At 69.4% G+C, this 25,011-nt stretch carries 26 protein-coding genes and 1 pseudogene; 14 read left to right on the top strand and 13 right to left on the bottom strand.

Annotated elements, in window-relative coordinates; translation table 11 throughout:
• Positions 1–83: 83 nt before the first annotated feature.
• The gene (locus tag ACFUNE_RS15255; RefSeq protein WP_383566840.1) at positions 84–1,175 is read right to left on the bottom strand and encodes a serpin family protein; all 1,092 of its coding nucleotides are present in this window, start codon (positions 1,173–1,175) and stop codon (positions 84–86) included.
• 60 nt (positions 1,176–1,235) lie between these two features.
• Here ACFUNE_RS15255 and ACFUNE_RS15250 point away from each other — a divergent pair, with 60 nt between their 5' ends.
• Complete coding sequence (locus ACFUNE_RS15250; protein ID WP_383566837.1) at positions 1,236–1,712, top strand: GNAT family N-acetyltransferase; 477 nt, start codon at positions 1,236–1,238, stop codon at positions 1,710–1,712.
• Between the two features lie 18 nt (positions 1,713–1,730).
• On the opposite strand, the gene ACFUNE_RS15245 is transcribed toward ACFUNE_RS15250, so the two are convergent.
• A complete protein-coding gene (locus ACFUNE_RS15245; RefSeq protein WP_383566834.1) occupies positions 1,731–3,776 on the bottom strand; it encodes a DHA2 family efflux MFS transporter permease subunit in 2,046 nt (681 codons plus the stop codon).
• Between the two features lie 138 nt (positions 3,777–3,914).
• On the opposite strand from ACFUNE_RS15245, the gene ACFUNE_RS15240 reads away from it, so the two are divergent.
• Both ACFUNE_RS15240 and ACFUNE_RS15235 read left to right on the top strand, forming a co-directional pair.
• Positions 3,915–4,922: a peptidoglycan-binding protein gene (locus tag ACFUNE_RS15240; RefSeq protein WP_383566831.1), complete on the top strand. Its 1,008-nt coding sequence runs from the start codon at positions 3,915–3,917 to the stop codon at positions 4,920–4,922.
• Between the two features lie 201 nt (positions 4,923–5,123).
• A complete protein-coding gene (locus tag ACFUNE_RS15235) occupies positions 5,124–5,786 on the top strand; it encodes an HAD-IA family hydrolase (RefSeq protein WP_383567773.1) in 663 nt (220 codons plus the stop codon).
• Between the two features lie 435 nt (positions 5,787–6,221).
• Here ACFUNE_RS15235 and ACFUNE_RS15230 read toward each other — a convergent pair whose 3' ends face one another.
• Positions 6,222–7,436, bottom strand: coding sequence for an amidohydrolase family protein (locus ACFUNE_RS15230; RefSeq protein WP_383566828.1), 1,215 nt, complete (start codon positions 7,434–7,436; stop codon positions 6,222–6,224).
• Between the two features lie 102 nt (positions 7,437–7,538).
• Between ACFUNE_RS15230 and ACFUNE_RS15225 the strand changes: the two genes are divergently transcribed.
• Positions 7,539–8,006: a MarR family winged helix-turn-helix transcriptional regulator gene (locus tag ACFUNE_RS15225; protein WP_383566825.1), complete on the top strand. Its 468-nt coding sequence runs from the start codon at positions 7,539–7,541 to the stop codon at positions 8,004–8,006.
• Between the two features lie 148 nt (positions 8,007–8,154).
• Here ACFUNE_RS15225 and ACFUNE_RS15220 read toward each other — a convergent pair whose 3' ends face one another.
• Complete coding sequence (locus ACFUNE_RS15220) at positions 8,155–8,889, bottom strand: ABC transporter permease (protein ID WP_383566821.1); 735 nt, start codon at positions 8,887–8,889, stop codon at positions 8,155–8,157.
• 231 nt (positions 8,890–9,120) lie between these two features.
• Here ACFUNE_RS15220 and ACFUNE_RS15215 point away from each other — a divergent pair, with 231 nt between their 5' ends.
• The 4 genes from ACFUNE_RS15215 to ACFUNE_RS15200 all read left to right on the top strand — a co-directional run bounded on the left by ACFUNE_RS15215 (position 9,121) and on the right by ACFUNE_RS15200 (position 12,971).
• Positions 9,121–9,765 (top strand): HNH endonuclease family protein, encoded by a 645-nt coding sequence (locus ACFUNE_RS15215; RefSeq protein ID WP_383566818.1) that lies wholly within the window; start codon positions 9,121–9,123, stop codon positions 9,763–9,765.
• Positions 9,766–9,858: 93 nt separating this feature from the next.
• A complete protein-coding gene (locus ACFUNE_RS15210) occupies positions 9,859–11,535 on the top strand; it encodes an alkaline phosphatase D family protein (RefSeq protein WP_383566815.1) in 1,677 nt (558 codons plus the stop codon).
• 112 nt (positions 11,536–11,647) lie between these two features.
• Positions 11,648–12,106, top strand: coding sequence for a DoxX family protein (locus ACFUNE_RS15205; protein WP_383566812.1), 459 nt, complete (start codon positions 11,648–11,650; stop codon positions 12,104–12,106).
• Between the two features lie 205 nt (positions 12,107–12,311).
• Positions 12,312–12,971, top strand: a complete 660-nt coding sequence (locus ACFUNE_RS15200) for a DedA family protein (RefSeq protein ID WP_383566808.1) — start codon at positions 12,312–12,314, stop codon at positions 12,969–12,971.
• A 16-nt stretch (positions 12,972–12,987) separates the two neighbouring features.
• Here ACFUNE_RS15200 and ACFUNE_RS15195 read toward each other — a convergent pair whose 3' ends face one another.
• From ACFUNE_RS15195 to ACFUNE_RS15175, 5 genes are all read right to left on the bottom strand, one after another.
• Complete coding sequence (locus tag ACFUNE_RS15195; protein ID WP_033299756.1) at positions 12,988–13,209, bottom strand: DUF2277 domain-containing protein; 222 nt, start codon at positions 13,207–13,209, stop codon at positions 12,988–12,990.
• 42 nt (positions 13,210–13,251) lie between these two features.
• Entirely contained in the window at positions 13,252–14,622 is a 1,371-nt protein-coding gene (locus ACFUNE_RS15190) for a DUF1254 domain-containing protein (RefSeq protein WP_383566804.1), read from the bottom strand.
• A gap of 22 nt (positions 14,623–14,644) precedes the next feature.
• Positions 14,645–15,073: a hypothetical protein gene (locus ACFUNE_RS15185; RefSeq protein ID WP_383566802.1), complete on the bottom strand. Its 429-nt coding sequence runs from the start codon at positions 15,071–15,073 to the stop codon at positions 14,645–14,647.
• A gap of 114 nt (positions 15,074–15,187) precedes the next feature.
• Positions 15,188–15,532 carry a hypothetical protein gene (locus tag ACFUNE_RS15180; RefSeq protein WP_383566799.1) on the bottom strand — a complete coding sequence of 115 codons (345 nt, stop codon included), beginning with the start codon at positions 15,530–15,532 and terminating at the stop codon, positions 15,188–15,190.
• A gap of 5 nt (positions 15,533–15,537) precedes the next feature.
• Positions 15,538–15,753 (bottom strand): hypothetical protein, encoded by a 216-nt coding sequence (locus ACFUNE_RS15175; RefSeq protein ID WP_383566796.1) that lies wholly within the window; start codon positions 15,751–15,753, stop codon positions 15,538–15,540.
• 196 nt (positions 15,754–15,949) lie between these two features.
• On the opposite strand from ACFUNE_RS15175, the gene ACFUNE_RS15170 reads away from it, so the two are divergent.
• The 3 genes from ACFUNE_RS15170 to ACFUNE_RS15160 all read left to right on the top strand — a co-directional run bounded on the left by ACFUNE_RS15170 (position 15,950) and on the right by ACFUNE_RS15160 (position 17,957).
• On the top strand, positions 15,950–16,462 hold the full coding sequence (locus ACFUNE_RS15170; protein WP_383566794.1) for a hypothetical protein: 513 nt from the start codon (positions 15,950–15,952) through the stop codon (positions 16,460–16,462).
• A 112-nt stretch (positions 16,463–16,574) separates the two neighbouring features.
• The gene (locus ACFUNE_RS15165) at positions 16,575–17,132 is read left to right on the top strand and encodes a flavoprotein (protein WP_383566790.1); all 558 of its coding nucleotides are present in this window, start codon (positions 16,575–16,577) and stop codon (positions 17,130–17,132) included.
• A 279-nt stretch (positions 17,133–17,411) separates the two neighbouring features.
• On the top strand, positions 17,412–17,957 hold the full coding sequence (locus ACFUNE_RS15160) for a hypothetical protein (protein ID WP_383566786.1): 546 nt from the start codon (positions 17,412–17,414) through the stop codon (positions 17,955–17,957).
• A 167-nt stretch (positions 17,958–18,124) separates the two neighbouring features.
• Here the strand turns inward: ACFUNE_RS15160 and ACFUNE_RS15155 are convergent, their stop codons facing one another.
• Positions 18,125–18,457, bottom strand: a complete 333-nt coding sequence (locus ACFUNE_RS15155) for a hypothetical protein (protein WP_383566783.1) — start codon at positions 18,455–18,457, stop codon at positions 18,125–18,127.
• A 233-nt stretch (positions 18,458–18,690) separates the two neighbouring features.
• Complete coding sequence (locus ACFUNE_RS15150) at positions 18,691–20,055, bottom strand: glutamate decarboxylase (protein WP_383566780.1); 1,365 nt, start codon at positions 20,053–20,055, stop codon at positions 18,691–18,693.
• Between the two features lie 402 nt (positions 20,056–20,457).
• Here ACFUNE_RS15150 and ACFUNE_RS15145 point away from each other — a divergent pair, with 402 nt between their 5' ends.
• Complete coding sequence (locus ACFUNE_RS15145) at positions 20,458–20,655, top strand: DUF6959 family protein (RefSeq protein ID WP_383566777.1); 198 nt, start codon at positions 20,458–20,460, stop codon at positions 20,653–20,655.
• A gap of 56 nt (positions 20,656–20,711) precedes the next feature.
• On the opposite strand, the gene ACFUNE_RS15140 is transcribed toward ACFUNE_RS15145, so the two are convergent.
• Positions 20,712–21,134, bottom strand: a complete 423-nt coding sequence (locus ACFUNE_RS15140; protein ID WP_383566774.1) for a hypothetical protein — start codon at positions 21,132–21,134, stop codon at positions 20,712–20,714.
• A gap of 205 nt (positions 21,135–21,339) precedes the next feature.
• Here ACFUNE_RS15140 and ACFUNE_RS15135 point away from each other — a divergent pair.
• Positions 21,340–21,570: pseudogene (locus tag ACFUNE_RS15135) on the top strand (tyrosine-type recombinase/integrase); the annotation flags it as partial.
• Between the two features lie 502 nt (positions 21,571–22,072).
• Here the strand turns inward: ACFUNE_RS15135 and ACFUNE_RS15130 are convergent.
• The gene (locus ACFUNE_RS15130) at positions 22,073–23,830 is read right to left on the bottom strand and encodes a DUF262 domain-containing protein (protein WP_383566771.1); all 1,758 of its coding nucleotides are present in this window, start codon (positions 23,828–23,830) and stop codon (positions 22,073–22,075) included.
• 189 nt (positions 23,831–24,019) lie between these two features.
• On the opposite strand from ACFUNE_RS15130, the gene ACFUNE_RS15125 reads away from it, so the two are divergent.
• Entirely contained in the window at positions 24,020–24,805 is a 786-nt protein-coding gene (locus tag ACFUNE_RS15125; protein WP_383566768.1) for a hypothetical protein, read from the top strand.
• The last annotated feature ends 206 nt before the right edge of the window (positions 24,806–25,011 follow it).

The following is a 25,011-nucleotide window of genomic DNA, read 5'->3' as shown; positions in this document are numbered from 1 at the left end:
CTGACTGTCACCACCGATTTGCCGAAAGAATGCCCGAATACCTCTGGGAGGCCGGTCCGAGAAGGCTCCGGGCCAGGCCGGGATCAGTGCTCGTACCGGGGAACGCCCGCCTGCCAGCCCACGAAGAGGGGGACGTCTCCGGTGCCGTCCAGGACGACCACCCCGAAGGGCCGGTCGAAGGCGATGTGCCGCACCACCCGCGGGACCGGGGCGGCGGACCGTGCGGCCACGACCGTGACGGCCGCGGCCTCCACTCCCTGCTCGGCGATCTTCACCACCGTTTCCTGGACCACTTCCGAGAGGTGGAGGGGCACGGTCGAGAGACCGGAGAAGTCCGCCGCGGCGGGGTCGGTCGCGAGCCGCACACCGAGCGCCGGCAGGTGTTCGGTGACTCGTATCTTCGTCCGCAGGGTGAAGCGGGGCAGTGCGAACGTCACCTTGTCGGCCTCCACCGGGGCCCGCGTCTCCTCGGGGGCCCACGCCGAGGGAAGGACCCGTGCGGCTCCCTGGCCCGGCTCCCCCAGGACGAGTCTGACCCGTACCGGCGGAGCGCCGTCCGCCTCCCGCCGGCAGCGCAGCTCGACGACCTGGGCGCCGGAGGCGGTCCACACGTCCCGCGGGGGCGCCGTGGCGTGCATCGTCTCCACCGGCGCACCGGTGCCCGTCGCGTCGGTGAAGAGGGCGTCACGGGTACGGGACCTGTCGAAGGGAAGCTCCCAGAACGCCTTCAGCGCCAGCACGTTGACCAGGGCGAGGGCGACGTCGTCGCCGACGTCCAGCGGCAGCCGCTCGATCAGGCCCCGGGTCCGCTCGCGCGCCCACGCGTCGATCTCCGCGGCGTCGACCGGACCGAACGGGACGTCCGGCAGCGACCGTACGTACTCGGGGTGGAGCGGCGCCGTGTTCCACACCCGGGTCGCCACGTCCAGCGCGTCGGTGCGTCCCCAGTCCCGTGCCGCGTCCGTCACCACAGCCGCGGCCTCCGGCCCGGCGACGCCGAGCAGGGTCCGCAGTTCCACGGCCGTCCGGGTGCGGGCCCCCACCGCGACGGCGGTCATGGCGAGCCACAGTCCGGCGGGCGAGCACACGAAGTCGCCGCCGGACCGCTCCAGCTCCCGTGTCCACCGCTCCCCGAGCTGCCGCACCACTTCGGCCGTGCCGGTGTCCCGCATCATCACTGCCCCCTGCGCGAATTGGTTTCGTCGTCCGGTCGTGCGACAGCCAGAATGGCCCCCATGACCTGGAACGTGGCCCCCGAACGCTTCGACAGCCCCGAATCGGCCCTGCTGTTGCGCGACTACTACGACGAGGTGGCGAGCCGCTACTGGGGCCGCCCGGCGACGGCCGCGGAGATCGACGACGGGCTGGAGGACGACGGGGCCGACCTGCTCGCCGCGCCCACCGGCGCGTTCCTGGTGGGGCGGTACGAGGGCAAGCCGGCGAGCTGCGCGGGCCTTCGGCTGGTCGACGCGACGACGGCCGAGCTGACCCGGGTGTACGTCCGGCCCGCCTTCCGCTCGACGGGCGGCGGCGGCCTGCTGCTCGCGGGCATCGAGAGCGCCGCGCGGGCCTTCGGGGTGCGGTGGATCCGGCTCGACACCCGGAACGACCTGGTGGAGGCGCGCGGCCTGTACGCGAAGCACGGGTACAGGGAGGTCCCCGCGTTCAACCGGGGCCCCTACGCGGAGCACTGGTTCACCAAGGAGCTGTGAGCCCGCCCGACCGGGCGGTCAGCCCACCGAGTGGTCCGGGCGGGGTTCGGGCATGTGCGGCCGCTCCCTGCTCGACCCGCTCACCTCGGCGGACAGCTCCGACACCAGGCGGACCAGGTCGGTGGGCCGGTCCGGGCCCCACCAGTCGCCCAGCATCTCGGCCAGGGACTCCTCACGGGCCCGGGAGAGCAGGACCACGGCCTCCGCGCCCCGCTCGGTGAGGACCAGCTGCATCCCCTCACGCCGGGCATAGCCCTGTCCCTCCACCTGCCGCGCGGCCGAGGTGATCACCCGCAGGGGCACGGGGGCGACCTCGGCCAGCCGGCCGGGCTCGACGGCGCCGTGCCGTTTGATGCGCAGCAGCAGCCAGCTGGCGGCGGGCTGCAGGTCGTACCCGGCCTTCGCGGTGATCTTCTCGTAGATCTCCCGGCGCCCCTCCCTGGTGGCGAGCACCGACAGGGCGCGGGCGCACTCGTCGTAGGAGGAACGCTGGACCGGGTTCGAGGCCAGGGTCTCGCTGGTGTCGGGCGCCGTCACCGAGCCGCGCAGGGGCTCCTCCTTGAGGAACCAGGCGAAGAGGAACGCGACGAGGACGACGGGGACCGCGTAGAGGAAGACGTCGGTGATCGAGGTCGAGTACGCGCCGAGGACCGAGGGGCGCAGGTCCGCCGGGAGACTGCCGATGGCCCGGGGGTCGGCGGCGAGGGCGTCGGCGTCGACACCGGGCGGGAGGGAACGCCCGCTGAGTGCCTCATCGAGTTTGCCGGTCAGCCGGTTGGTGAAGACGGTGCCGAAGACGGCCACGCCGAACGACGCGCCGATGGACCGGAAGAAGGTCGCGCCGGACGTGGCGACGCCGAGGTCCTCGTAGCCGACGGAGTTCTGCACGATCAGTACGAGCACCTGCATCACCAGGCCGAGTCCGGCGCCGAAGACGAAGAAGCAGAGGCTCATCGTCCAGGTGGAGCTCGTCTCGGAGAGCGTGTGCAGCAGCAGCAGGCCGACGGCGGTGACGGCGGTGCCGGCGATCGGGAAGACCTTCCACCGGCCCGTCCGGCTGACGATCTGGCCGGAGCCCGTCGAGGTGATCAGCAGGCCGAAGACCATCGGCAGCATGTGCACGCCGGACAGGGTGGGGGTGATGCCGTGCACGACCTGGAGGAAGGTCGGCAGGTAGGTCATCGCGCCGAACATCGCGAAGCCGATGACGAAGCTGATCACGGCGACGAGGCTGAAGGTCCGCCTGCGGAAGAGCTTCAGCGGCAGCACGGGTTCCGCCGCACGGCGTTCGGTTGCCACGAAGGCGACGAGCAGCACCACGGCGAGGACCGCCAGGGCGATGATCTGCACGGAGCCCCAGGCCCACGTGGTGCCGCCGAGCGAGGCGACGAGCACCAGGCAGGTGGCGACGGCGGCGATGAGGAAGGTGCCCAGGTAGTCGATGGTGTGCTTGGTGCGGCGGACCGGGATGTGCAGGGCCGCCGCGATGACGAGCAGCGCGACGACGCCGATCGGCAGGTTGATGTAGAAGACCCAGCGCCAGCTGAGGTGTTCGGTGAAGAGTCCTCCGAGCAGCGGCCCCAGGACACTGGTCACGCCGAACACCGCGCCGAACAGCCCCTGGTACTTGCCCCGTTCCCGCGGGGTGACGATGTCGCCGACGATCGCCATCGACAGCACCATCAGCCCCCCGCCGCCGAGCCCCTGGAGGGCGCGGAAGCCGATCAGCTGGGGCATGTTCTGGGCCATGCCGCAGAGCGCGGAGCCGATGAGGAAGATGACGATGGCCGTCTGGAAGAGCCTCTTGCGGCCGTACTGGTCGCCGAGCTTCCCCCAGAGCGGGGTGGCCGCGGTCGCCGCCAGCAGGTAGGCGGTGACCACCCACGACAGATGGTCCAGGCCCCCCAGCTCGCTGACGATCGTGGGCAGCGCGGTGGACACGATGGTCTGATCGAGTGCGGCGAGCAGCATGCCGAGGAGCAGCGCGCCGATGGACACCAGGACGTTCCGCCGGGAACGCCCCTCGCCTGTGCCAGGGGGCGGCGGGCTCACCTGCTGGGCCATGAACGTCTCCTCCGGTCCGCTTGACCCCATCCTGGCCGCTGTGTGCCGTTATGGCCTGCCGAGCCGCCGGACGGGCGTTGGGCTTCCCTGCGACGGCCTGCATAATCGCAGGCAGTTCAAAGGGGAGGGGAACCCACGATGACCGGACATATGTGCCCGGAGTGCGGCAGCGAGCAGGACGCGAGACCCGGGGCGGCCTGTGCCTGCGGAGCGCGCACGGCGGGGCGGGACGCCCGGGCGGAGGAGATCACCGCGGCGGGGCGTGACGCCCGCTCGGCGGAGATCGCGGCGGCCGAGGACTTCGACCCGTTGCGGATCCGGCCCTACGTGAGGCTGGACGGCGCCGCGGAGGAGCACCCGGCCCCCGCGGCGGCCACGACGATGCCGCTGTTCCTCGACGGTCCGGCGGACGGAGGCCCGAGGGCGTCGAGCGGAGCACCGGGGGCGGCGCCGGGCGCGCTGCCCGATGCCGTCGTCGTGGACGAGAGCCGTCGGCGTACCGCCTCCGCCTACGCGGGTAGCGGGCCGGACCCCGTGCAGCCGCGCCGTCGACGGCCGTTCGCCGTGGCCGCCGTGGGGGCCGCCGTGGCCGCGGTGGTGGGCACGGCGGCTTTCGCGGGCGGACTGTTCGACGACGAGGACGGCCGGGACTCGGCACTGCCCGAGGTCACGGCCACGGCGCCGGACAGGGGCGGGGAGCCCGCCGCGTCGGTGTCCGCGTCCCCGTCGGCGTCCCCCTCGGCCACGCCGTCCAGCTCGGCCACGACCTCGCCCTCGGCCTCCCCCAGCCCTTCGGTGAGCCCGTCCGCGTCGCGCTCGGCAGCCGCTCCCGCGTCGCCTTCGCCCTCCGCGTCCGCGACGACGGCGCCCCCGACGACGACAGCGGCGCCGCCCGTGGAGGAGGTGTCGGCGGGCACGCTGCGGCCCGGCGACCAGGGCGCCGAGGTCTCCGAACTCCAGCGCAGGCTGCAGGAGGTCTGGGTCTATCGCGGACCGGACGACGGCGCCTACTCGGAACGGGTGGAGCAGGCCGTCGCCGAGTACCAGAGGTGGGTGTCGGTCACCGGCGATCCGTCGGGCGTCTACGGCCCGGAGACCCGGCGCGCCCTGGAGGCGCACACGAACGGCAGGGGGCGCCGGTCCTGACGGCCCGGACCCTCCGGCGGGCGGGGCCGGAGCCCCTTCCGGCCCCTGGATTGGCGTTTCGGCACATGTTTTTGTATCGTGGGGGAACAAAGTAGCCTCCGCCCGTTCTCCCTGACCGGCGGGCGGGGCTACTTGTTTTCTTCACCCGCAGTTTCTTCACCCGCAGCCATGAGCTGTTCCCCCGCGTTCTGGAGCATGCCGATGTCGGCCACCGTCCTCGAAGCCCGCGCCCTCCTGCTGGACATGGACGGCACCCTGGTCAATTCCGACGCGGTGGTGGAGCGCTGCTGGCGCCGCTGGGCGATCGCACAGGGCCTCGACCCCGTGGCGGCCCTCAAGGTGGTCCACGGCCGCCAGGGCTACGCCACGATGGCCGCCCTGCTGCCGGACCGCCCCATGGAGCAGAACTACGCGGAGAACCGGGTCATGCTCGCCGAGGAGACCGCCGACACCGACGGCGTGGTGCCCATCGGCGGCGCCCCCGCCTTCATGGCGTCCATCGCGGGACTCCCGCACGCGCTCGTGACCTCGGCCGACGAGGCGCTCGCCCAGGCCCGGATGACGGCGGCGGCCCTGCCGATGCCGGAGACCCGCGTGACCGCCGAGATGGTCGGGGCCAGCAAGCCGGACCCGGAGGGCTTCCTCAAGGGCGCGGCCGAGCTGGGCTTCGCCCCCGCGGACTGCATCGTGTTCGAGGACTCCGAGGCCGGCATCGCGGCGGGCCGCGCGGCAGGCATGCGCGTCGTCGGCGTCGGCCCGCGTGCGGCGGCCCTCTCCCCCGACGCCCACGTCGAGGACCTGACGCAGCTCCGGGTGGAAGCGGGCCCGGACGGCTCGATCCGTCTGCACGTCGACACCCTGTGACCCACCTGCCCCACCGGGCCTCGACCTGAGACCCCGGTTCGGGCCGGTGTGACGGTGTTCCGGAGCACTCGTGCCGGTCGTGCGGCACGGCCGGGCCCTCCGTGGTCACAGCCGGGTGGCGAACCGGCCGCCGGGCTGCTTCCCCGGCACCCTCCACCCACCTGCCCGTGCTCCGGCACGGCCGGGACGCGCTCGCCGGCGAGTTGCCCGCCCACCCGCCCGAAGACACGCGCGGCGACAGCGAGTCGACCCCGCTCCACCCGTACTCCGCGAGGGCGCTCGACCAGTTGCTCCTCGAATTCGCCCGGTTCTGCGCGCCGCGCGGTCATCCGCTCCAGCAGCCCGGCACCCACCGGGCGGATCGCGTGAGTGCGCCGTACCGCGGCGCGCGGGAACCGGACAACCGCACGCTTCCCCCGAGGGGCAGCCCTGCGGTCAGGCCGCCAGGCGTGTCCCGCGGCGCCAGACGGCGCGGGTGTTGAGGGTGTCGCTGATCGTGCGGGTCGGGTCTCCGTCGACCAGCAGGAGGTCGGCGCGCAGCCCTTCGGCGATGCGGCCCCGGTCACCGAGGCGGAAACGGCGGGCCGTGGTCGCGGTGGCCGCCCGCAGGGCCCGTTCGGGAGTGAGGCCGGCCGCCACCAGGTACTGCAGCTCGTGGTGCAGGCTCGCTCCGTGGGCCAGACCCCCGAAGAACGTCTCCGGCATGGAGACATCGGTACCGGCCAGCACGTCGACGCCGGCGGCGTCCAAGGCGCGCACCGTGTCGTACACGTCGTCGAGCCTGCCCTGCGGGTAGCGGTTGTAGCTGGAGCGCAGGGTCCGGTCCCACGCGCTGTCGAGGCGTGCGGCGACTCGGGGATCATCGGCGAGTTCACTCCCGGTGATCCCCATCATCGAGGCGTTGAGAGTGACGCAGGGAATGACGAACATGCCCGCGTCCTTGACGATTCCGATGATCTCGGCGGTGTGCGGCTGGTCCATGAACACGTGGGTGAGGCCGTCGATGCCGGCTTCCGCGGCCATCCTGGTGGCGTCCACGGTCAGCGCGTGGGCCACGGTCAGGGCGCCGTACTTCCTGGCTTCGGCGACGCCGGCGTTCACGGTGGCCCGGTCGAGCGAGGGCAGCCCCGGGTGCCCCTCCACGCTGCCGTCGTCGATCATGAACTTGATGTAGTCGGAGCCGCGCGCGAGGAGCTGGGGCACGAAGGCGACCGCTTCCTCGGGAGTGGTGGAGAACGGCATCAGGGGCATCACCGGGGGGAGATCCCACTTCGGCCGGAAGCCTTCGGGCATCAGCTCGCTCGGGTGGCCTCCGGGGGGTGTGATGGCGAAGCCCGAGGAGCGCACGTCCGCCTGGGTGTCGTCGTCGGCGATGGGACCTCGGTTCTCCCGGGTGTTCATCCCCTGCATCTCCAGTTCGGTCGTCACCCCGAACCTCAGGGCGAGCGCCAGGGAACCCGGAGCGGAGTGGACATGGGCGTCGATGAGCCCCGGCAGCAGGGTGGCGCCGCTGCCGTCGACGATCTCGCTGCCCTCAGGAACGTCGCCGCCGACATGGGCGATCCGCCCGCCGTCGATGACCACGGTCCGCACGCCGACCGCCTTCTCCCCGTCGAAGATCTGCGCGCCTGTGATCGCGGTGAGCGCCATAGCGGTCCGCCTCGTTTCCTCGCTCGTTCGAATTTACATACCCAACGCTATGCAATTACTTGATGGTATGCAAATGTGCCGACCTGGCCTAGACTCGGTCGCATGAGCAGCGCGTCCTCCTCCGAGCAGTCCTCCGACGACCTGGCGCTGGACCAGATCGGGCCGGCGCTGTCACGGTTGCGCCGCCGCGCACCGGCATCGAGCAAGGACCTGTCCCGCAACCTCGTACTCAACGTGATCGCCGACGCGCCGGGCGAGACGACCGTCGGCGGCCTGGCCGCCGAGATGGGCGTCGCCCAGCCTGTGACCAGCCGGACGGTCGCCGCCTGCATCGCGGATGGACTGCTGCGCCGGGCGGCGTCCCAGTCCGACGGGCGCCGTACCGTGCTCGAACTCACCGAACACGGCGAGGCCGAACGCAACCGCTTCGCCGCCGAACAGCGCAAAGCCTTCGAGGAGATCACCGCCGCGTGGTCACCGGAGGAGCGGATCCAGTTCGCACACCTCCTGGCCCGATACGGAACCGACGCCACCGCGTGGTCCAGGAAACGGGTGGCCGACCGCGACTGAATCCGCGCGCCCCGGAGGCGCCCGTCGGCGGACCGGGCTCAGGCCGACCGGAAGAACGGTCCTCGCCGCGAGCGCTCGCACGACGGCCACCCCACCGCGCGGCCCTCACCACGGACCCGCCCGCGGACCGTCCGCCGCGTACCTGCCCTCACTCCCGGTGCAGCAGCCCCCGCGCGATCAGCTCCAGCACCAGCGCGACGGCGACCGCCTGCACCGCCATCAGGGCCACCAGGACGAAGAGCTGCACGGCGCCCGCCTCCACCGGTGAGGCGCCGCCCAGCAGCATGCCCACGAAGGCCCCGGGGAGCGTGACGAGCCCCACGGTCCGGGTCTGGTCCAGTCCCGGCAGCAACGCGTCCGACGCCACGGGACGGGCGATCTCCAGCCGGGCGTCCCGGTCGAGCAGGCCGAGCGCCATCCCGGCCTCCACCTCCCCACGCCGTGTCCCGAGTTCGTCGAGCGCGCGCCGCCCGCCGAGCACCGTCGCGGTGAGTGCGCCCCCGATGAGGATGCCGGTGACCGGGATGATCGCGATGCCGCGCACCGGGAGGAGCCCGGTGAGCAGCAGCGCCACGACGACGGGCACGACCCCGGCCCCGACCGGCAGCGCGGCCCACCACCAGGTGCGGTTGGGGGTGATCCGCCGGCCCGCGGTGCGCACCGCGACCGCGAACATCAGCAGCAGGAAGCCGAGCAGCGGGCCCGGGGAGCGCACGACCCAGCCGATGAGCAGGGCGACGGCGGCCAGCTGGACCGCCGCGCGCAACCCGGCGACGGCGATCTCGCGGGACCGGCCGAGCGAGGCCCACGCGGCGACGGCGGCGGCGAACACCAGGAGTACGGCGAGCACGACGCCGAGCGCGGGACCGACCGGAAGCAGCACGCGGCCACCCTAGGGGGTGCGTCCCGACCGCCCTCGAACCGCCCGCCCGTCAACCTCGCTCCTCGAACAGCCTTCGGACGGGACGTCAGAGCTATCGTCCTACCCCTTGATGTGACGTGCGCATGTCGCCACTCTGTTACCTGGCGACCACCCCACCGAAACCCCACGCCGCCACGATGGTCCGGCTGCGCCGGTCGCTGCTCAACATCCCCCCACATCAAGGGAGTTCATATGTCCGGAATCTACGCGCGTCGCATAGCCGTCGTCGCCGCCTCGGCCGCGCTCGCCGCAACCACCGGGCTCCTTACGGCCCCCACCGCCCAGGCCGCGATGCCCACCCCGGTCAGCGCCTCGACCGCCCGTTCGTATCTGACCGCGCTCACCGTCTCCACCGAGGGCTCCTCGTCCGGCTACAGCCGCGACAAGTTCCCGCACTGGATCACCCAGTCGGGAGCCTGCAACACCCGCGAAGTGGTGCTGAAGCGCGACGGCACCGGCGTGGTCCAGGACTCCGCCTGCGCCGCGACCAGCGGCAGCTGGTACTCGGAGTACGACGGCGCCACCTGGACCGCCTCCGGGGACCTCGACATCGACCACATGGTCCCGCTCGCCGAGGCCTGGCGCTCCGGTGCCAGCGGCTGGACCACCGCCCAGCGCCAGTCCTTCGCCAACGACCTGACCCGTCCGCAGCTCATCGCCGTCACCGACAACGTCAACCAGTCCAAGAGCGACCAGGATCCGGGCGAGTGGCTGCCGTCGCGCACGGCCTACCGCTGCACCTACGCCCGCGCCTGGGTGCACGTGAAGCACTACTACGGCCTCAGCGTCGACTCGACCGAGAAGAGCGCCCTGCAGTCCGTCCTGAACGGCTGCTGACCCGCCCTCCCGTACAGGGCGGCCCTACCCGCCCTCCTCCGTCGTTCCGTACCCTACGGAGCCACCGGTGACGGCGACGCGAGGAGGGCACACATGGCCGGGCTACGCCTGGGACCGCTGCTGAGGTACGTCGACTGGGAGTCCGGCTCCCGGGCGACGGTCTGGGTGGAGGCGACCAGGCCCTGCACGGCGGAGGTCCGCTGCGCGGACGGGGCGGCCGGCACCTCCCCCACCTTCGCGGTGGAGGGACACCACTACGCCCTGGTGGTGGTGACGGGCCTGACGGCCGGCTCGACCACGCCCTACGAGGTGCTGCTCGACGGCCGGCGCGTCTGGCCGCCCGAGGACTCCCGCTTCCCGCCGAGCACCATCACCACCCCCGCCGTACCGCAGCCGGAGGAGGCTGATCCGGTCCGGGTCGCCTTCGGCTCCTGCCGCTGGGCGGCCCCGCCCGCCCACGGGCACGACCCGATCGGCCCGGACGCGCTCGACACACTGGCGGTCCGCCTCGCCGCCGACCCCGAGGCCGTACGCCCCGACGTCCTCCTGCTCCTCGGCGACCAGGTGTACGCGGACGAGACCTCGGAGGCGACCCGGAAGCGGCTCGCGGCGCGCCGTGACCTGAAGGAGGCGCCGGGCGCCGAGGTCGCCGACTACGAGGAGTACACCCAGCTCTACGACGAGTCCTGGCGCGACCCGGACGTGCGATGGCTGCTCTCCACGGTCCCCAGCTGCATGATCTTCGACGACCACGACGTCGTGGACGACTGGAACACCAGCGGCGCCTGGGTCCAGGACATGCGCCGCACCCCGTGGTGGCACGAGCGGATCGTCAGCGGCCTCATGTCGTACTGGGTCTACCAGCACCTCGGGAACCTCTCCCCCGACGCGCTGGAGGCCGACCCCGTCTACGCGGCCGTACGCGCCGCCCCGGACGGGACGGAGATCCTGCGCGGCCATGCCGCGGCCGCCGACGCCGACCCCACCCGGACCCGGTGGAGCTACCGGCGTGTTTTCGGCCGAGTACGGCTGCTGATGGTGGACACCCGGGCGGCCCGGGTCCTCGAGGAGCAGCAGCGGACGATGCTGCGCGACTCGGAGGCCGGGTGGCTGCGGGACGAGATGCTCACGGACCCCGACTCCTACGACCATCTGCTGATCGGCACCTCGCTCCCGTGGCTCCTGCCACCGCTCATACACGACGCGGAGACCTGGAACGCGGCACTGTGCCGCGGCGAGCGGGGCGAGCGCTGGGCGCGCCGCGGGGAAAAGGTACGCCGGGCCGGTGACCTGGAGCATTGGGCCGCGTTCCCGGACTCGTTCCGCCGGCTGTCGGAACTCCTGCGGGAGGCCGGAAGCACCCGAGGCGCCCCGGCGACGATATGCGTGCTCTCGGGCGATGTGCACCATGCGTACGTCGCCGAACCCCAGTGGTCCGACTTCACCCCGGACGGCACTCCCGCCGCACACATCCTGCAACTGACCTGCTCTCCCATCCACAACTCCGTCCCCGGATACATCCGCACCGGCTTCCGCTTCGGCTGGAGCCGGGCGGGCCGGTGGCTCGGGCGCGCGCTGGCGCTCCACGGGCGGACGGGAAGGCCTCCGATGCGCTGGGACAGGACGGGCGGACCGTGGTTCGGCAATCAGCTCATGACCCTCACACTGCGTGGCCGGAAAGCTGCGCTGACATTGGTTCAGGCCAGAGCCACGCCCTCGGGGGCGCAGCTCGAGACCGTCCTGGAGCGCTCCCTGACCTCGAACGAGTGACCTATTTCTGGCCAGTCGACAGAATGTTGAACTTGCAAGCAATAGTGAGGTCACCCTAACCTGATGGGCCCCGATCGGTTCACGTCCCCAGACCGAAGGAGCCCCACCTCCCATGTCCATCCGTCTGAACCGGGCCCAGCCCTACGCACTCGCCGTCTTCCGTGTCGTCATCGGCTTCCTCTTCGCCTGCCACGGCGCCGCCTCCCTCTTCGGGATCCTCGGCGGCTCCATGGGCGGCGGCACCATACCCACCGGCACCTGGCCGGGCTGGTACGCCGCGGTGATCCAGCTCGTCGGCGGCACCCTGGTCGCACTCGGCCTCGGCACCCGCATCGCCGCGCTGATCTCCTCCGGCTCGATGGCCTACGCGTACTTCAAGGTCCACCAGCCCGAGTCGCTGTTCCCCCTGCAGAACGGCGGCGAGGCGTCGGCGGTCTTCTGCTGGACGTTCCTGCTGCTGGTCTTCACCGGCCCCGGCGCCGTGGCCGTGGACCGGCTGTTCTCCTCGCGCGGCGGCTCCGCGCGGGAGAGCGGGCCGGTGCGCGAGAAGGCTCAGGCCGTCTCGGTCTGACCGCACGCTCCCCACGCCCCGGCCCCCCTCGCCCCGAGGGGGGCCGGGGTCGTACGTGACCTCCGCAACATCAGCCGCCCACCCACCGAATACCAGGTGAACCGGGTCAACGGCAGGCGTACGCTGTACAGCTGGCCCTGCCGCTCATGCCGCTCCCCTGCGACGTCGCGGCGTTGACACGGAACACGGGATAGGGGAGTAGAAAGTGCTCGAGAGTGTGGGTGCGCTGACCGGCAGCCCATGGATCTACGCAGCGGTCGCCCTCTCGGTACTCCTGGACGTCTTCCTGCCCGTCCTCCCCAGCGGCGTGCTCGTGATCACCGCGGCCACGGCCGCGGCCGCCGGCACCACGACGGTCACCGCCGCGGCCGGCGAGGCCACCCGGCAGGTGCCCTCGCTCCTGGCGCTGACCCTCTGCGCGGCCACCGCCTCGGTGCTGGGCGACCTCGTGGCCTACCGCCTCGCCTGGCGCGGTGGCGAGCGCCTCGACCGGGCCATCGCCCGGTCCCGGCGCCTCACCTCCGCACAGGAGCGCCTCGGCGCGGCGCTGAGCCGTGGCGGCGGGGCACTCGTGGTGGTCGCCCGCTTCGCCCCGGCCGGCCGCTCCGTCGTCTCCCTGGGAGCGGGCGCCGCCCACCGCAAGGTGAAGGAGTTCCTGCCCTGGTCCGCCGTGGCCGGAGTGGCCTGGGCGGCCTACAGCGTGGGCCTCGGCTACTTCGGCGGCCAGTGGCTGGGTGCGAGCTGGCTCGGCACGGCCGTGTCGGTCCTCGCCCTGTTCCTGGCGGGTGCGCTGGCGGCACTAGTCGTCCGCCGCCCCGCCCACGCCTCCGCCGCCCCGGCAGCCGGAGCCACGGCCGGGACCTGAGGGCCCTCCCGGTCGCTCAGACCCGGGCGGCGCCCCGGATCTCCAGGCCGTCCAGCAGCCGCTGGGTCGCCTCCGCGATCTCGGCCACGGCCCGGTCGAAGACCTCCTGGTTGTGCGCGGCGGGCGCGCGGAAGCCGGACACCTTGCGCACGTACTGAAGGGCGGCGGCTCTCATCTCCTCCTCGGTGGCCTCTTCGGGGATGGCGGGCGGACGAAGCGTCTTGATGCTGCGGCACATGCCTCCAGTGTGCGACGCGCCACTGACAACGCACCCCAGGACCTACGGGACGTCCGCGAGGTCCTCCCGCTCCCCGAGCCTCCAGACCGGGGGGACGACGTGGTCCCCGTCGAGTACGGCCTGGTCGGGCAGGTGGAGCCGCAGCACCGGCAGGAAGGCACCGGCCGGCACAGGGAGCCAGTTGGCCGCCGCGTCGGGGTCCTCGGGCCTCTCCGCGGACAGGTGCAGCGTCAGCGAGCCGTCGGCGCCGTACGCCAGCCCCGGCGTCCGCTTCCCGATCGCGTACCGTCCCGCCTCGTTCGCGACCAGGTGGCCCCCCGGGCTGTCGTACACGGTCAGCGACCAGAACGCCCGGACCGGGGGCGGCGGCGCGAGGCGCAGGACGTAGCGATGGGATCCGTCGAGGGGGCGGCCGCGGGAGTCCTGGGACGTGTGCGCGTACACCGCTTCGTACCCGTGCGGCAGCCACTGCCCACGCCGCGCCGCCACCGCCCTGACCAGGTACGACGCCTCCCGGTCGGCAATTCTCCACTCCGGCGAGCCGAGCGTGCCGACGCCGAGGTGGTCCAGGTTGTGGTCCCTCAGGTGCGGAACCGTCCGCCAGGCGCCCGGGTGGCCTCCTGGCGCCTGCCGCCGGGCCGCCTCCTCCACCCGCAGCCTGCCCAGCGCGAGCCCCCGCCCCAGGGCGCGCACGAGGCCGGGCCCGGCGGAGACGTACGGCGAGATGCCCTCCTCCAGGAGCCCGAGGGGCTGGAAGCGGTCCTGGTAGGCGCGATCGGCGGCGGCGGGCGGGAAGTCCGCCATCCACACCCGGAGCTCCTCGAAGAACCGCAGTCGCCCCGGCACCCCGGACTCGGTCGCGGGAAGCCCCGTCCGGTGGGCCCGGTCGCCGAGGTGCGTGAGCGTGAGCTCCTGCTGGAGCGCCCTGACGCGGGGCATGTCCTCGGGGCCGTCGCACGCGAGGCGGCCCATGACGGAGACGACGGAGGTGGGCGCGTCGATCACTCCCGAGACCCCGTCGGGCACGGTGCGGGACCAGCCGGGCGGCACGACCAGCCAGTCCCCCTCCCCCGTGCCGGTCGCCCGGGAGCCGAGGTAGGCGAAGGCGTTGCCCCACGCGTCCACGAACTGAAGGACGTAGTACGCGCCACCGGTGTCCGGGACGTGCAGCCTGACCGGCCCTCCGGACAGGTCGAGCTGGGCGAGCGCGTCGACGAGGTCGGCCGGGGCGAACGGGACGTGCGTGCCCGGGGTTGCCGGTCCGTCCGCATGGGCGAAGTCGTTGAACGGCGCGGGCGCCAGCGTCCCGCAGCCCTCCTGGAGGCAGGCCTGCACCGCCGACAGCCGGCGGACGAGCGGCGCCCCGTAGACGTACGCGTCGGCGGCCAGCGCCGTGATCGCGTCCGGCTCCATGCGGCCTCGCCCCGGGTTCACGTCAGATGACCGGCTTCGCCCGGTGGGCGCAGAGGGCCCAGATCACGAAGGTGTCGAGCGCGACGGAGATGATCGCCCATACCGGCTGGTACGGCAGCCAGACGAAATTGGCGATCAGGTTCAGCGCGGCGAGCCCGATGCCCACCCCCCAGGCCCAGGCGGTGCCCTTGAGGATGCCCCATCCGACGAACACCAGGATCACCCCGAGGACCAGGTGGATCCATCCCCAGGTGGTGATGTCGAATTTGAACGTGTAGTTGCTGATGCGCGTGTACACCTCGTCGGACGCGATGCCCGCGATCCCCTTGACGATGGAGAGAATGCCGTCGACGAGCAGCACGACCCCCGCGAACATCACCCCTCCGGCCGCCCAGGGGCCGCCGGGGTCGGAGGGCCGCGAGGTGCCGGGTGCGGATGCTGACTGGGCCATGGGACTCCTCCACTCGACGAACCGCCCCGCACTGCCGCGGGCAAATCCGACCCTGTGCCCCCGCCTCCCCCGCCACGACCCCGACGCATCCGTTCGGGTGACGGGCCACGCCGCTCAGGGCGCTCCCACCGTCACGACCTGCCCCTGCGCGTCGACGGTGAGCGCCACCCGCTCGACCTCGTTCGTCAGCGCGAGGGCCCCCCACACCACGCCCCACACGCAGCACGAGAAGACCGTCAGGAAGGCGTGCAGCACATGGTTGACGGGCTGACCGCGCACCAGGACGGCCTGGCTCCCGGACCGGGACTCCACCCGCCATCCGGCCGCGACCCGCCTGCTCACGACCCAGTCGAGGATCAGGCCCCGCTGCGAGGCGTCGGGCGCCCCTCCGCTCGCCCCGTAGTAACCGGGGGGCGGCTCCAGCGACGCCTCGGGCCGGTGCGCTCCACGACGCCTCACGGGGCTCACCTCCAGGTTTCGAGATCTCCGCCTCGCCACTCGATCAACTCCGGCTGGTCCAGATCGATCTCGTCGTCCCCCTGGGCGAACCCGGCGCGCCGCAGGTACGAGGCCACGTCCCCGCGCCCGTGCGCCAGCCCGACGATCTGCCCGCGCACGGTCACCCGCCGCCCACCGGTCGGCGAGGGCGGATAGACGATCACAGGCGGATGTCCGGACATGCCTCCACGGTCTCCCGCACCCCGCCCACTCGCATCCCGGGGCGGACGGGGCGCGGTGCCCTCCGAGCGCGCCGGCCGGCTCACCCCGTTGCGGGCGGCGTACCTCGGCCAGGCTCATCACAGCCGAACCGTTCCCACAGGCACCGATCTCCGACTGCTCGCAGCAGGCCGGTCCTCACTCGCTAGGGTCTCCGGCATGACCTCCGCCATAGCCGCCATGATCACCGCAGTCGTCGGAGTGCTCGGCACGCTCTTCGCGCCGGTGATCACCAGTTGGGTGACGAAGCGCCAGCGGACGGCGGAGAACCGGGTGGAGGAGCGGCGGCGGCTCCTGGAGGACCGGCGCGGCGCGTACACCGCGATGAACCGGGCGACCGGCCATTTCCACACCCTTCTCAAGGACGCCCTGCACCGCACGCGCGACGGCGTCTGCACCGACGACGACCGGGCCCGTCTCGAAGAGGGCCGACGCGACTACCGCGACCGGTACGCCGAGGCCCAGATGATCGTTCCCGAGACCGTCCTCGACGCCTCCCGCGAGCTCAACGTGGTCCTCGCCGGAACGGACGCCGCCCTCAAGCGCATCCACCGCGGAATCCCCCGTGACGGCGAGACGGCCGAACGGCTGCTCCTGGACCTCAGAGCCGCGGACCCGAAGCTCTCCGCCATGCACCGCATCATGCGTCAGGATCTCGGCGTCCTCGACTGACCTGCCGCCGTACGCGACGGCTACCGGAAGCCGCCACGGTCGTGGTACGTCTCTGCTGTGTACGTACTGCCGGCCGGAGAGGCGTACGACGAAGGGTGGAGGAACGGTGGGTATGGGCAGCCGCGGAGTGCTGGCGGTCGTGGGCACGGCGACCGACGGAGTCGGGCAGCTGCGCGGCGGCCTGGTGGAGCCGGCCATCGCCCTGGGCTGGCAGGTGGCCGTGACGCTCACCCCGAACGCCGGCCGATGGCTGAGGGCCGACGGCGAGCTGGACCGGCTGGAGTCACTCACCGGCCTGCCGGTACGCGATACGCCCCGCCTCCCGGCCGAGCCCCGCCCTCACCCCGTCGCCGACTGCTACGTCGTCGCACCGGCGAGCGCGAACTACGTGGCCAAACTGGCCCTGGGCATCGCGGACAACCAGGCACTGACGCAGGTGGGCGAAGCACTGGGCACGGCCGGTGTCCCGGTGGTGGTGTTCCCGCGGATCAACGCGGCGCACGCTCGGCACCCCGCGTGGGAGGGCCACATCGAGGCGCTGCGAAGGGCAGGCGTGGAGTTGGTGTACGGGGCCGACGTCTGGCCGCTCAGCGAACCGCGCCAGGAACCTGCGGAACGGGAGCTCCCGTGGACCGCGATCCTGAACCGCGTGGGCCCCAGATCCGGTTGACGCGACGCTCCCCCGGATCGCAGCGAAGCCCGGATCACCTGAAGTACGTGGACAAGCGGACGGGGCGGGACCCGAACCGCCCGAGCACCGCCACCGGCCCACGAGTCACAGCGTCGCGGCTCGACGGCTCGACGACTCAACGACTCAACGACTCGACGACTCGACGACTCGACGACTCGACGACGATGGTGCCGCGGGAGGGATTGGATCACGGGCGTAGGATCCGCCCGGCGCATGGAGCGTGCACGGCTGGGGGGGCTCATGAGTGGTTCGGGAAGAATGGATTCGCAGGCCGAGGGCAGCGTGTCCGACGGAAGGTCTCGCGCGCGTCGCCTGCTGTCACGCCTGGTGATCACCGTGCTCGTCCTGGCGATCCCGGTCGGAGGAATCGTCTGGCTGTTCCAGGACGAACTCTTCCACCCGTTCGGTGACGCCCGCGCCTGCGACGGGAGCGACGCGCAACTGTCGGACGTGATCGGCGCCGGGATGGCACCGATCCCCGCAGACGCCTCCGACATTCACTACTTCACCCGGGACGGCCGCGCCCAAGTCTCCTTCGTGAGCGGCCGGATACCCGAATTCCTCGACCGGGCCGGCTTCGCCACCGACCAGAAGCCCCTGTTCGACAAGCAGGACGGGGGCGCCTACGCGCTCGCCGACGGCGAGAGCGAGCTGCCGGAAGGCCTGTGCGGCCCCGGTATCCGGGGCCCCGTGTGGAGCTACTCCGGTACGGCCGTCAGCGTGCTGGTGGAACGCTCCGACATCAACCCCGACTCCTTCCGGACCCCGGCAGCCCGCGCGATAGTCACGTACACCAGTCCCTGACCACGACTGCTGCCGGTCACCGCACACGGCCCATCCCCGGTCCCCGGAGCGGCGGAAGCCAGCACCTGGCTCCGACAGCGGCCGTCGACGAAATGCACCGCGCCCGCCCGTCGACGATCACGGACGGGCGCAGGCGGTCACGGGTGTTCACGAACGGTCACGGGCGGTCACGGGTGTTCTCGCAACGCCGCATACGCCCGCTCGACTTCGCCCAGGTACTGCTCCAGACGGAAGCGAACCTCCTCGATGACCCCGCCGTCGAGGCCGGGGTACGTCAGGCCGGACCACACGACCGTCCCGCCCCGAAGCAGAACCCGGATGGTCAGCCTGTCCGGCCCCGACTCGGGCCACTCCTGGGCCGCCACCTCCACCACGCCCGGCATGTCCTTCGGATGGAGCGGCCCGCCCGGACGGAGCAGTCGCCCCGGAGCCAGGCCCGCCATCCTGCTGTCGCTGCGCGCCACCAGGTCGAGGCCGTCGACGAAGAGGTACGTGTGCACGCCGGTACACGCTGACGGTCCGGGGCAAGCGCCGATGAGCAGAGTGCTCATCTCACCACCGTCGCTGCGGCCACCTGGCGCGACGGCCCTCAGCGCGCGCGGGGGCCTACGTGGCATCTGCCTGAGGGGAGGTCATGGGCCGATCGTAGGGACTACGCCCGCCGCAACTCGCAGGACCCCTGTGCGAATGAGGCCCTCCGAGCGAGCGCAGGTGCACAGGGAGCGGCGGTGCGTCAGTAGCCCGTACCGCGCTTCACCTGTGCCCGCTCGACCCCGTGAGTCGCACCCTTGCCGTCCAAGGTGCGGCACGCGTCGACGATGTCCTGGCTCAGGCGGTCGATCTGCTCGCGGCTCAGGGTCTCCTTGACCAGGGCACGCATGATCTTCACCCGCTCCGCGTTGGGTGGGAGGGTGTACGCCGGCACCATCCAGCCGCGCTCGGCCGAGAGCTGCCAGGCGACGTCGGACTCGTCGTAGGAGTGCTTGCCGACGAGGCGGAAAGCGGCCAGGGGCAACTGCTCGAGGTCGCTGCCGATCACTTCGAAGCGGCCGCTGCTGCGCAGGTTGTCCGCCAGTGCATTGGCGTTCTCCTGCATCACCTTCATGACGTAGGTGTATCCCTGACGGCCGAGCCGTACGAAGTTGTAGTACTGCGCGAGCACCATCGACGCGCCGGTGGAGAAATTCAGCGTGAAGGTCGCATCGGTCTTGCCCAGGTAGTTCTCGTAGAACACGAGGTCCTTGGCCAGGTCGGCCTCCTCACGGAAGACCAGCCAGCCGATGCCGGGGTAGACCAGACCGTACTTGTGACCCGAGACATTGATCGACCGGACCTGCTCGAGCCGGAAGTCCCATTTCGAGTCCGGGTAGAGGAAAGGCCACACGAAGGCGCCGCTGGCACCGTCGACATGGATCGGGATGTCGAGGTCCCGCTCCTTACGGATGTCCCGTAGGAGCTTGTCGATCCCGACGACGTCATCCTTGTGGCCGGTGAACGTAGTGCCGAGGACGGCGACGACGCCGATCGTGTTCTCGTCGAGATGGGGCTCCACGTCCTCCGGACCGATCGTGTACTTGCCCTCCGCGAGCGGCACGATCCGCGGCTCGACGTCGAAGTAGCGGCAGAACTTCTCCCACACGACGTGGACGTCCCCGCCGAAGATCAAGTTGGGCCGATCGATCGACAGGTTGGCCGCCTGGCGGCGCTCGCGCCATTTCCACTTCAACGACAAGGCGCCGAGCATGATCGCCTCGGACGATCCCTGGGTCCGGCATCCGGTCGTCCTGCCGGGCGCGTGGAAGAGATCGGCGAGCATGCGTACGCAGCGCTGCTCGATCTCGGCGGAAATGGGGTACTCCGCATGGTCGATGAAGTTGCGGTGCAAATTCTCCGCAATGAGCCGCTGCGCCTCCGGCTCCATCCACGTAGTGACAAAGGTGGCCAGATTGCGCTGCGGATCGCCCTCCATGGCGAGATCGACGTCCACGAGCCTCATGGCGTCCGTCGCGGCCATGCCTTTCTCGGGAAATGTGTCCGAGGGGGCGGGCTCGGTCAGAAAACGATTGCCGAACAGGGCCGCGTCGTCGCGCTTCGTCATTCGCCGATTCAAGCAGCGCCGGAGCGAGCCTTCGGGATGACGCGCCGAGGCACAACAGCAAGGGAGACCACCACGCCCACCCCGCTCCGGCCGGCGCTCAGGAGCGACGCCTGTCCCGGGCGGAGCCCGAGTATTCCCACCGGAGGCAGGGCCTGAAAGCCGAGGGCTCGGTCTCGCCTCACGCCCTCCGGGCCCACCCACCGCGGCAACACATTCATCTCGCCGTATTCGGCGCCGCCTGCCTTCGCCACACAGCCCTCACGGGGAACTGGATTCCCTGCGAACAGGCGGCGGGCGACAATGCGGAGCAACAAGCGGCCACAGGGCGGTGGCGCCGGAAAACGGGGGAAGCATGATCTACGTCATTTCCATGACGGTCGTGTTCGCGGCCGCGATCGGGATGTGCTTGGTCGCACCGCGGCGCAGAGTGACTCTCTCTCCGCCATCCGCAGCGAAGTTGCCGAAGTCGTCGAGGCCTGCGACCAGGGCGACCTCGCCGGGGCACGGGAAACCGCCGGCCTTCTGCTGACCGACCTCGATGCCCTGCTGGCGCGGTACACCGCCGCACTGGACGCCCACACGATCCCGCGGCCGTACTGATCGCCAGGCTCTGAGCTTGGGTCCGTGACGCGCACTCCGACCGGATTGACCGCTGGTCAGGTGGCAGTCGCTGTCTCCTCGGACTCGGTGTTCAGCAGTGCCACCAGTTCGCTCAGGTCGTTCGAGACCATAACTTGGGCGAGACGTCCAGCGACCGCCACGACCCTCGGCCATGCTGTTGCTTGCAGGTACTGCTCGTCGGTGTCGTCCGGAGCCTCGGAGTCCGCGGCGTTGAGCGCGGAGCCCAGCTGACGCATGAGGTCTACCTCCTCCTCGGTCCGCAGACTGGTACCGAGGTACAGCTCTGGTCGGTCGGCGTCGCAGAAGTCGTCGAAGAGCACGTGAAAGATGTGGTCCACGTTCTCGAAGGCTGAAGGGTCGAGCCACACCGCTTGCTGCCACGGAGGGTTGGCCAGTGCCAGCACAGCCGGCACGAGGTTGACGCGGAAGTCTGCTAGGCGTTGCCTGTCCTCGGTCACAGGGCGGAGAGTAGGGGCGCCGCGTGGCGGTGTCGATTCCTCCCCAGCACCAAGTTGGTACGACTTCACCGCGGGCGCGCGTCGGCGGCGGCAGCGCCGAGCGGGCCGAAGGGCAGGAGCACGGGAGCGGCCAGAGCCTGGAAGCGCGCCCGGAGGAGTGGAGCGGAGTCGGGTGCCTTGATGAGGTAGAGAAACTCTAACCGCGCGGGGCGCTGGGACTGCCAGGCTTCGTGTCATCCGACGGCAAGCAGCCCGGCACGGCTGCGCGACGCTGCTGCCCCAGCCCGGCGTCCCGCCCCGCGTCGTGATGGAGATCCTCGGCCACATTCAGATTACGGTCACGATGAGCATCTACGCCCACGTCGTCCAGGACACGCAGCGCGAGGCCGTGAGTCACCTCCACCGCATGCTGAAGCGGCAGCGTCCCGACCGTTGATGACCACGCCCGTTGATGTCAGAAGTAGACGTCAAAGGCCCCCAACCATGATCGGTTGGGGGCCTTTGCACTGGTGGGCGCGGACGGTTTCGAACCGCCGACATCTGCTTTGTAAGCCTGGCACCCGGCGCTAAGACGTCCTCGCTGGCCACCCGCCTTCTGAGGCACTGGGCCAGTCAACGCAGCGCCTACGCCGTCGCGCGCCCTAGTTGACCGTGGCTAACCGCTCGATCTGGCACGGATCTGGCACGTCGACACCGGCCTTGTAAGTTCGATCTCAATCGGACGCGGACAGTCTTCACAACGGGCCGGTATGCCGTGTCTGGATGCCTGATGCCATCGGCATCCGTCGTCGTTGATGCCAACGTTGGATGTCAGCCGAATAGCTCCGACTCCGGATAGACAACCGACCGCTCCCCTTGACCGGACTCACGTACCCATAGCTGCCGACAGCCCCATCCGCCCACGTCCCACTATCTCTCGAGCGCTGTCATCTCCAGCCTCACAGCCATTCAGTTCCACTGGGCCACACATCTACGGCAATCTTAGCCAGTCTCCGTTGTCGTGCTTCGATTCCCGCAGTTTGCCACTTCTTTTCTTGTGTGTTCCAGAGTTCCTCCAGGCCTGTTCCGGATGAGACCAGCAAGGCGGAGTCATAATACAGATGCGCCTTATCTGGAAATTGAAGTGCGGCAATGCTCGCATTCTTCTTCCCAGTCAGGAGAGTCAGGTTTCCGAGGCGGCTAACCCAAGAGTCGTGATCGTCTAGACGCGTACCGTCGGTAGGTTTCTGGGGATAGACATACTCCACAAAGACTTTTCCGTCCCCGAGCACAACTTCCTCATGTACCTCATCCGCAAGGCGCAGATGTTGCTCGATCTTTGAGAGTAGGTAGCGGGACTGGGACTGCTTCGGGATCGATGCTTCGCGGAAATCGGCTAGGAAGGTTTCATCGTCCGGGATCCATCCCAAAATCTTGCGTACCACCTCATCGATAGAGGCGCCACGCGCAATCTCTTTGGCCGCACTAAAGAGGTTCTCCTCCAGAAGGGTCGACTCTCGACGACCAACTACAGTCCAGCGAACGTAGTAGCTGATTGAGGCATTGAGAAGGGGCTGAAGCTCAGAGTAAGCAACTACTCCTGATGCCGATAGCAGGAGAGGGTACAGAGCATCTGCACTCATGGCCCTTACCTCAGCAAGCGACGCGTCGAAGTCGAGATCTCCGGTATTACTCGTGATTAGCTCAGCGTACCGCCCAGCAGCCCCCTCGAGCTCAGCCGAGAAAGCGCCCACCCCGTACAGTTGAGGTCGTTTGTCGAAATGCTCACTCAACTGTTTACGGATAATCGAGTACAGGCTATGGGATTTTACATCCCCGTTCTTCGATACCCAAAAATGGCGCAGAAACTTTTCAATCTCTTCTCGGCGCTCGAAACCATCAAGGAGCGATCTCCAGGCGTCATTAACTCGGTCTTTTTCGTGGGTGCTCCTACTCTTTTCCATGAGGAAATTGCGAACGAGGTCTACGGTCGAAAGATCCTTTCCTCGTGAATTGATAGTCTCGAAGACCTCGTTTGCGTCACTGGACGAGGGGGTTTGAATTTCCACGAACACCAGACCGTTGATCAAACATTCTCGCAACGAGTCCAGATAGTCTAGCCGCGCTTCCGCGTCCTCGTACATTTCGAGGCAGTTGCTAATTTTCGAGCGGAAGTATGCATATGCGTCGACGATAAGTCGATGGGAAGGGCGGGAGGGGCTTTCAATTCGCGGACAGGCTCCCGTAATTTCACTCCAATCCTGGATGTGGTCGCGGAAAAAATCGCGGTCAAACAACGATAGAACCAGGAAGTACTCCATGGGGTCCTTGCGCCCGGACTTGCGCGCAATGTAGTCCCGTTGGATATTGTTGGCGCTTGAGATGCCCTCTGCGGACTTCATTCCCCAGAGTGCGTCTCTGATGGCAGCGATAAGGATCGTCGACGTCGTGAGTCGCTGTTGCCCATCAAGTAGGGAGCGCGCTTGAATGGAGTCTGCTGTAATGGTGACCACTGGGCCAATGAAATACTCTGACGACGACTCGTTTCCATTTTCGCGGGCTTCCTTGAATTTCTCGATATCCGACCAAAAAACATCAACCTCCTTTTTTGTCCATGCGTATTGCCGTTGACTGTCATCTGGTACGTGGACTACGGGGTTGTTGGCGCCGATCAATTGTCCGAGAGTTTGACGTTGGGCTTGCTTGATGATGGCCATTCGAGGAACCTCCAGTCAGCACGGGGGTCAGATCCTACCGTTGGCAGTCCGCGGCCGTGTCCAGAAGAGGGGAGCGCGTGATCCGTTCCGTGCGATCGTCCGGAGTCCTGTGAGTGCCGGCCTGGCGGGCCAGGTGCCTGGTAGATTTGTGTGCCAACGGGTGCTCCGCGCAAGAGGATTGGTGGGGGAATGGGCATTTCGAACGAGAACACGGCAGCACATCACTTGCACACTCTGCTGCAAAAGGTGCGCGACTCAGGCGAGGCCACCTTGCGTAACGGGTGGTGCAAGGTCCTCGATGCTGACGTGAACAGCGTCGACTTTAGTAAGCGGTACTCCGAGGTCGCTGTGCTGCTTCAGATGACTATCCGTCAATTGGATGCTCTACCCGACAGGTCTCGTGCGCGATGTGAGCGCTATGCACCTGATTGGTGGATGATGGTCGTCCAGCCCAATCATAATTGGAGTGATAACAGCCGAAGTCCCGCGGCGCTTTTTGCGCAGGATAAGCTCGATCATCTCGAATCTGCTGCAGATCTAATCTCGGGGAACCTGGTGGGGTCGGGTGCAGCCCCTCGGAGTGCTGATCTTGAAGAAATGACAAGGCAGTGCAATGAATGGATTGACCTCCTCGCTGCGATGGGAGAAGACGAGATAAATGGGCCAGTTCGAGATGCGCTAGTATCGCAAATCCGGCACCTGCTTTGGCTAATCGACAACGTAACACTATTCGGCGGGGCTAGGGTAGCCGAAGAGGCTAGCGGTGTTATCGGTTCACTTACCCAGGCTGGGGCGACGCTCGTAAACGTGCAACCAAATAATGCTGGTCGGTGGAAGAATGCCATGCTTGGCCTGCTTGCTGCGTGCGTAGTTTTCAATCAGGCGGTTCCGATTGCTCAAGAGTCGATCGAGAATGGTAGCGGCCTCGTTAAGGAGATCGTTTCGGTTGTCGATGAGTTTGGCTCTGATAAGTAGCGGAGAAGCGAAAGGAGAGGGGCCTCGCAGAGGCGGGACTTGTTCCTCCTCTGCTGAGCTGATCCGACTTCGGGTGCCGACCCCCGCCTTTTCGACCCACCACTCGCCCTAGCTCCCATCCCGTCCGCCTTCGACCCACACACCGTGGAGCGGGCGTGGTTCAGGGCGTCAAGGTGGAGCGCGCCACTGTACGAACGACCTTGACG

The organism is Streptomyces sp. NPDC057287, assembly GCF_042667905.1.
Classification (GTDB): Bacteria; Actinomycetota; Actinomycetes; order Streptomycetales; family Streptomycetaceae; genus Streptomyces.
Note: the sequence above shows the minus strand (reverse complement) of the source record. Positions and strands in the feature narration are given on the sequence as shown.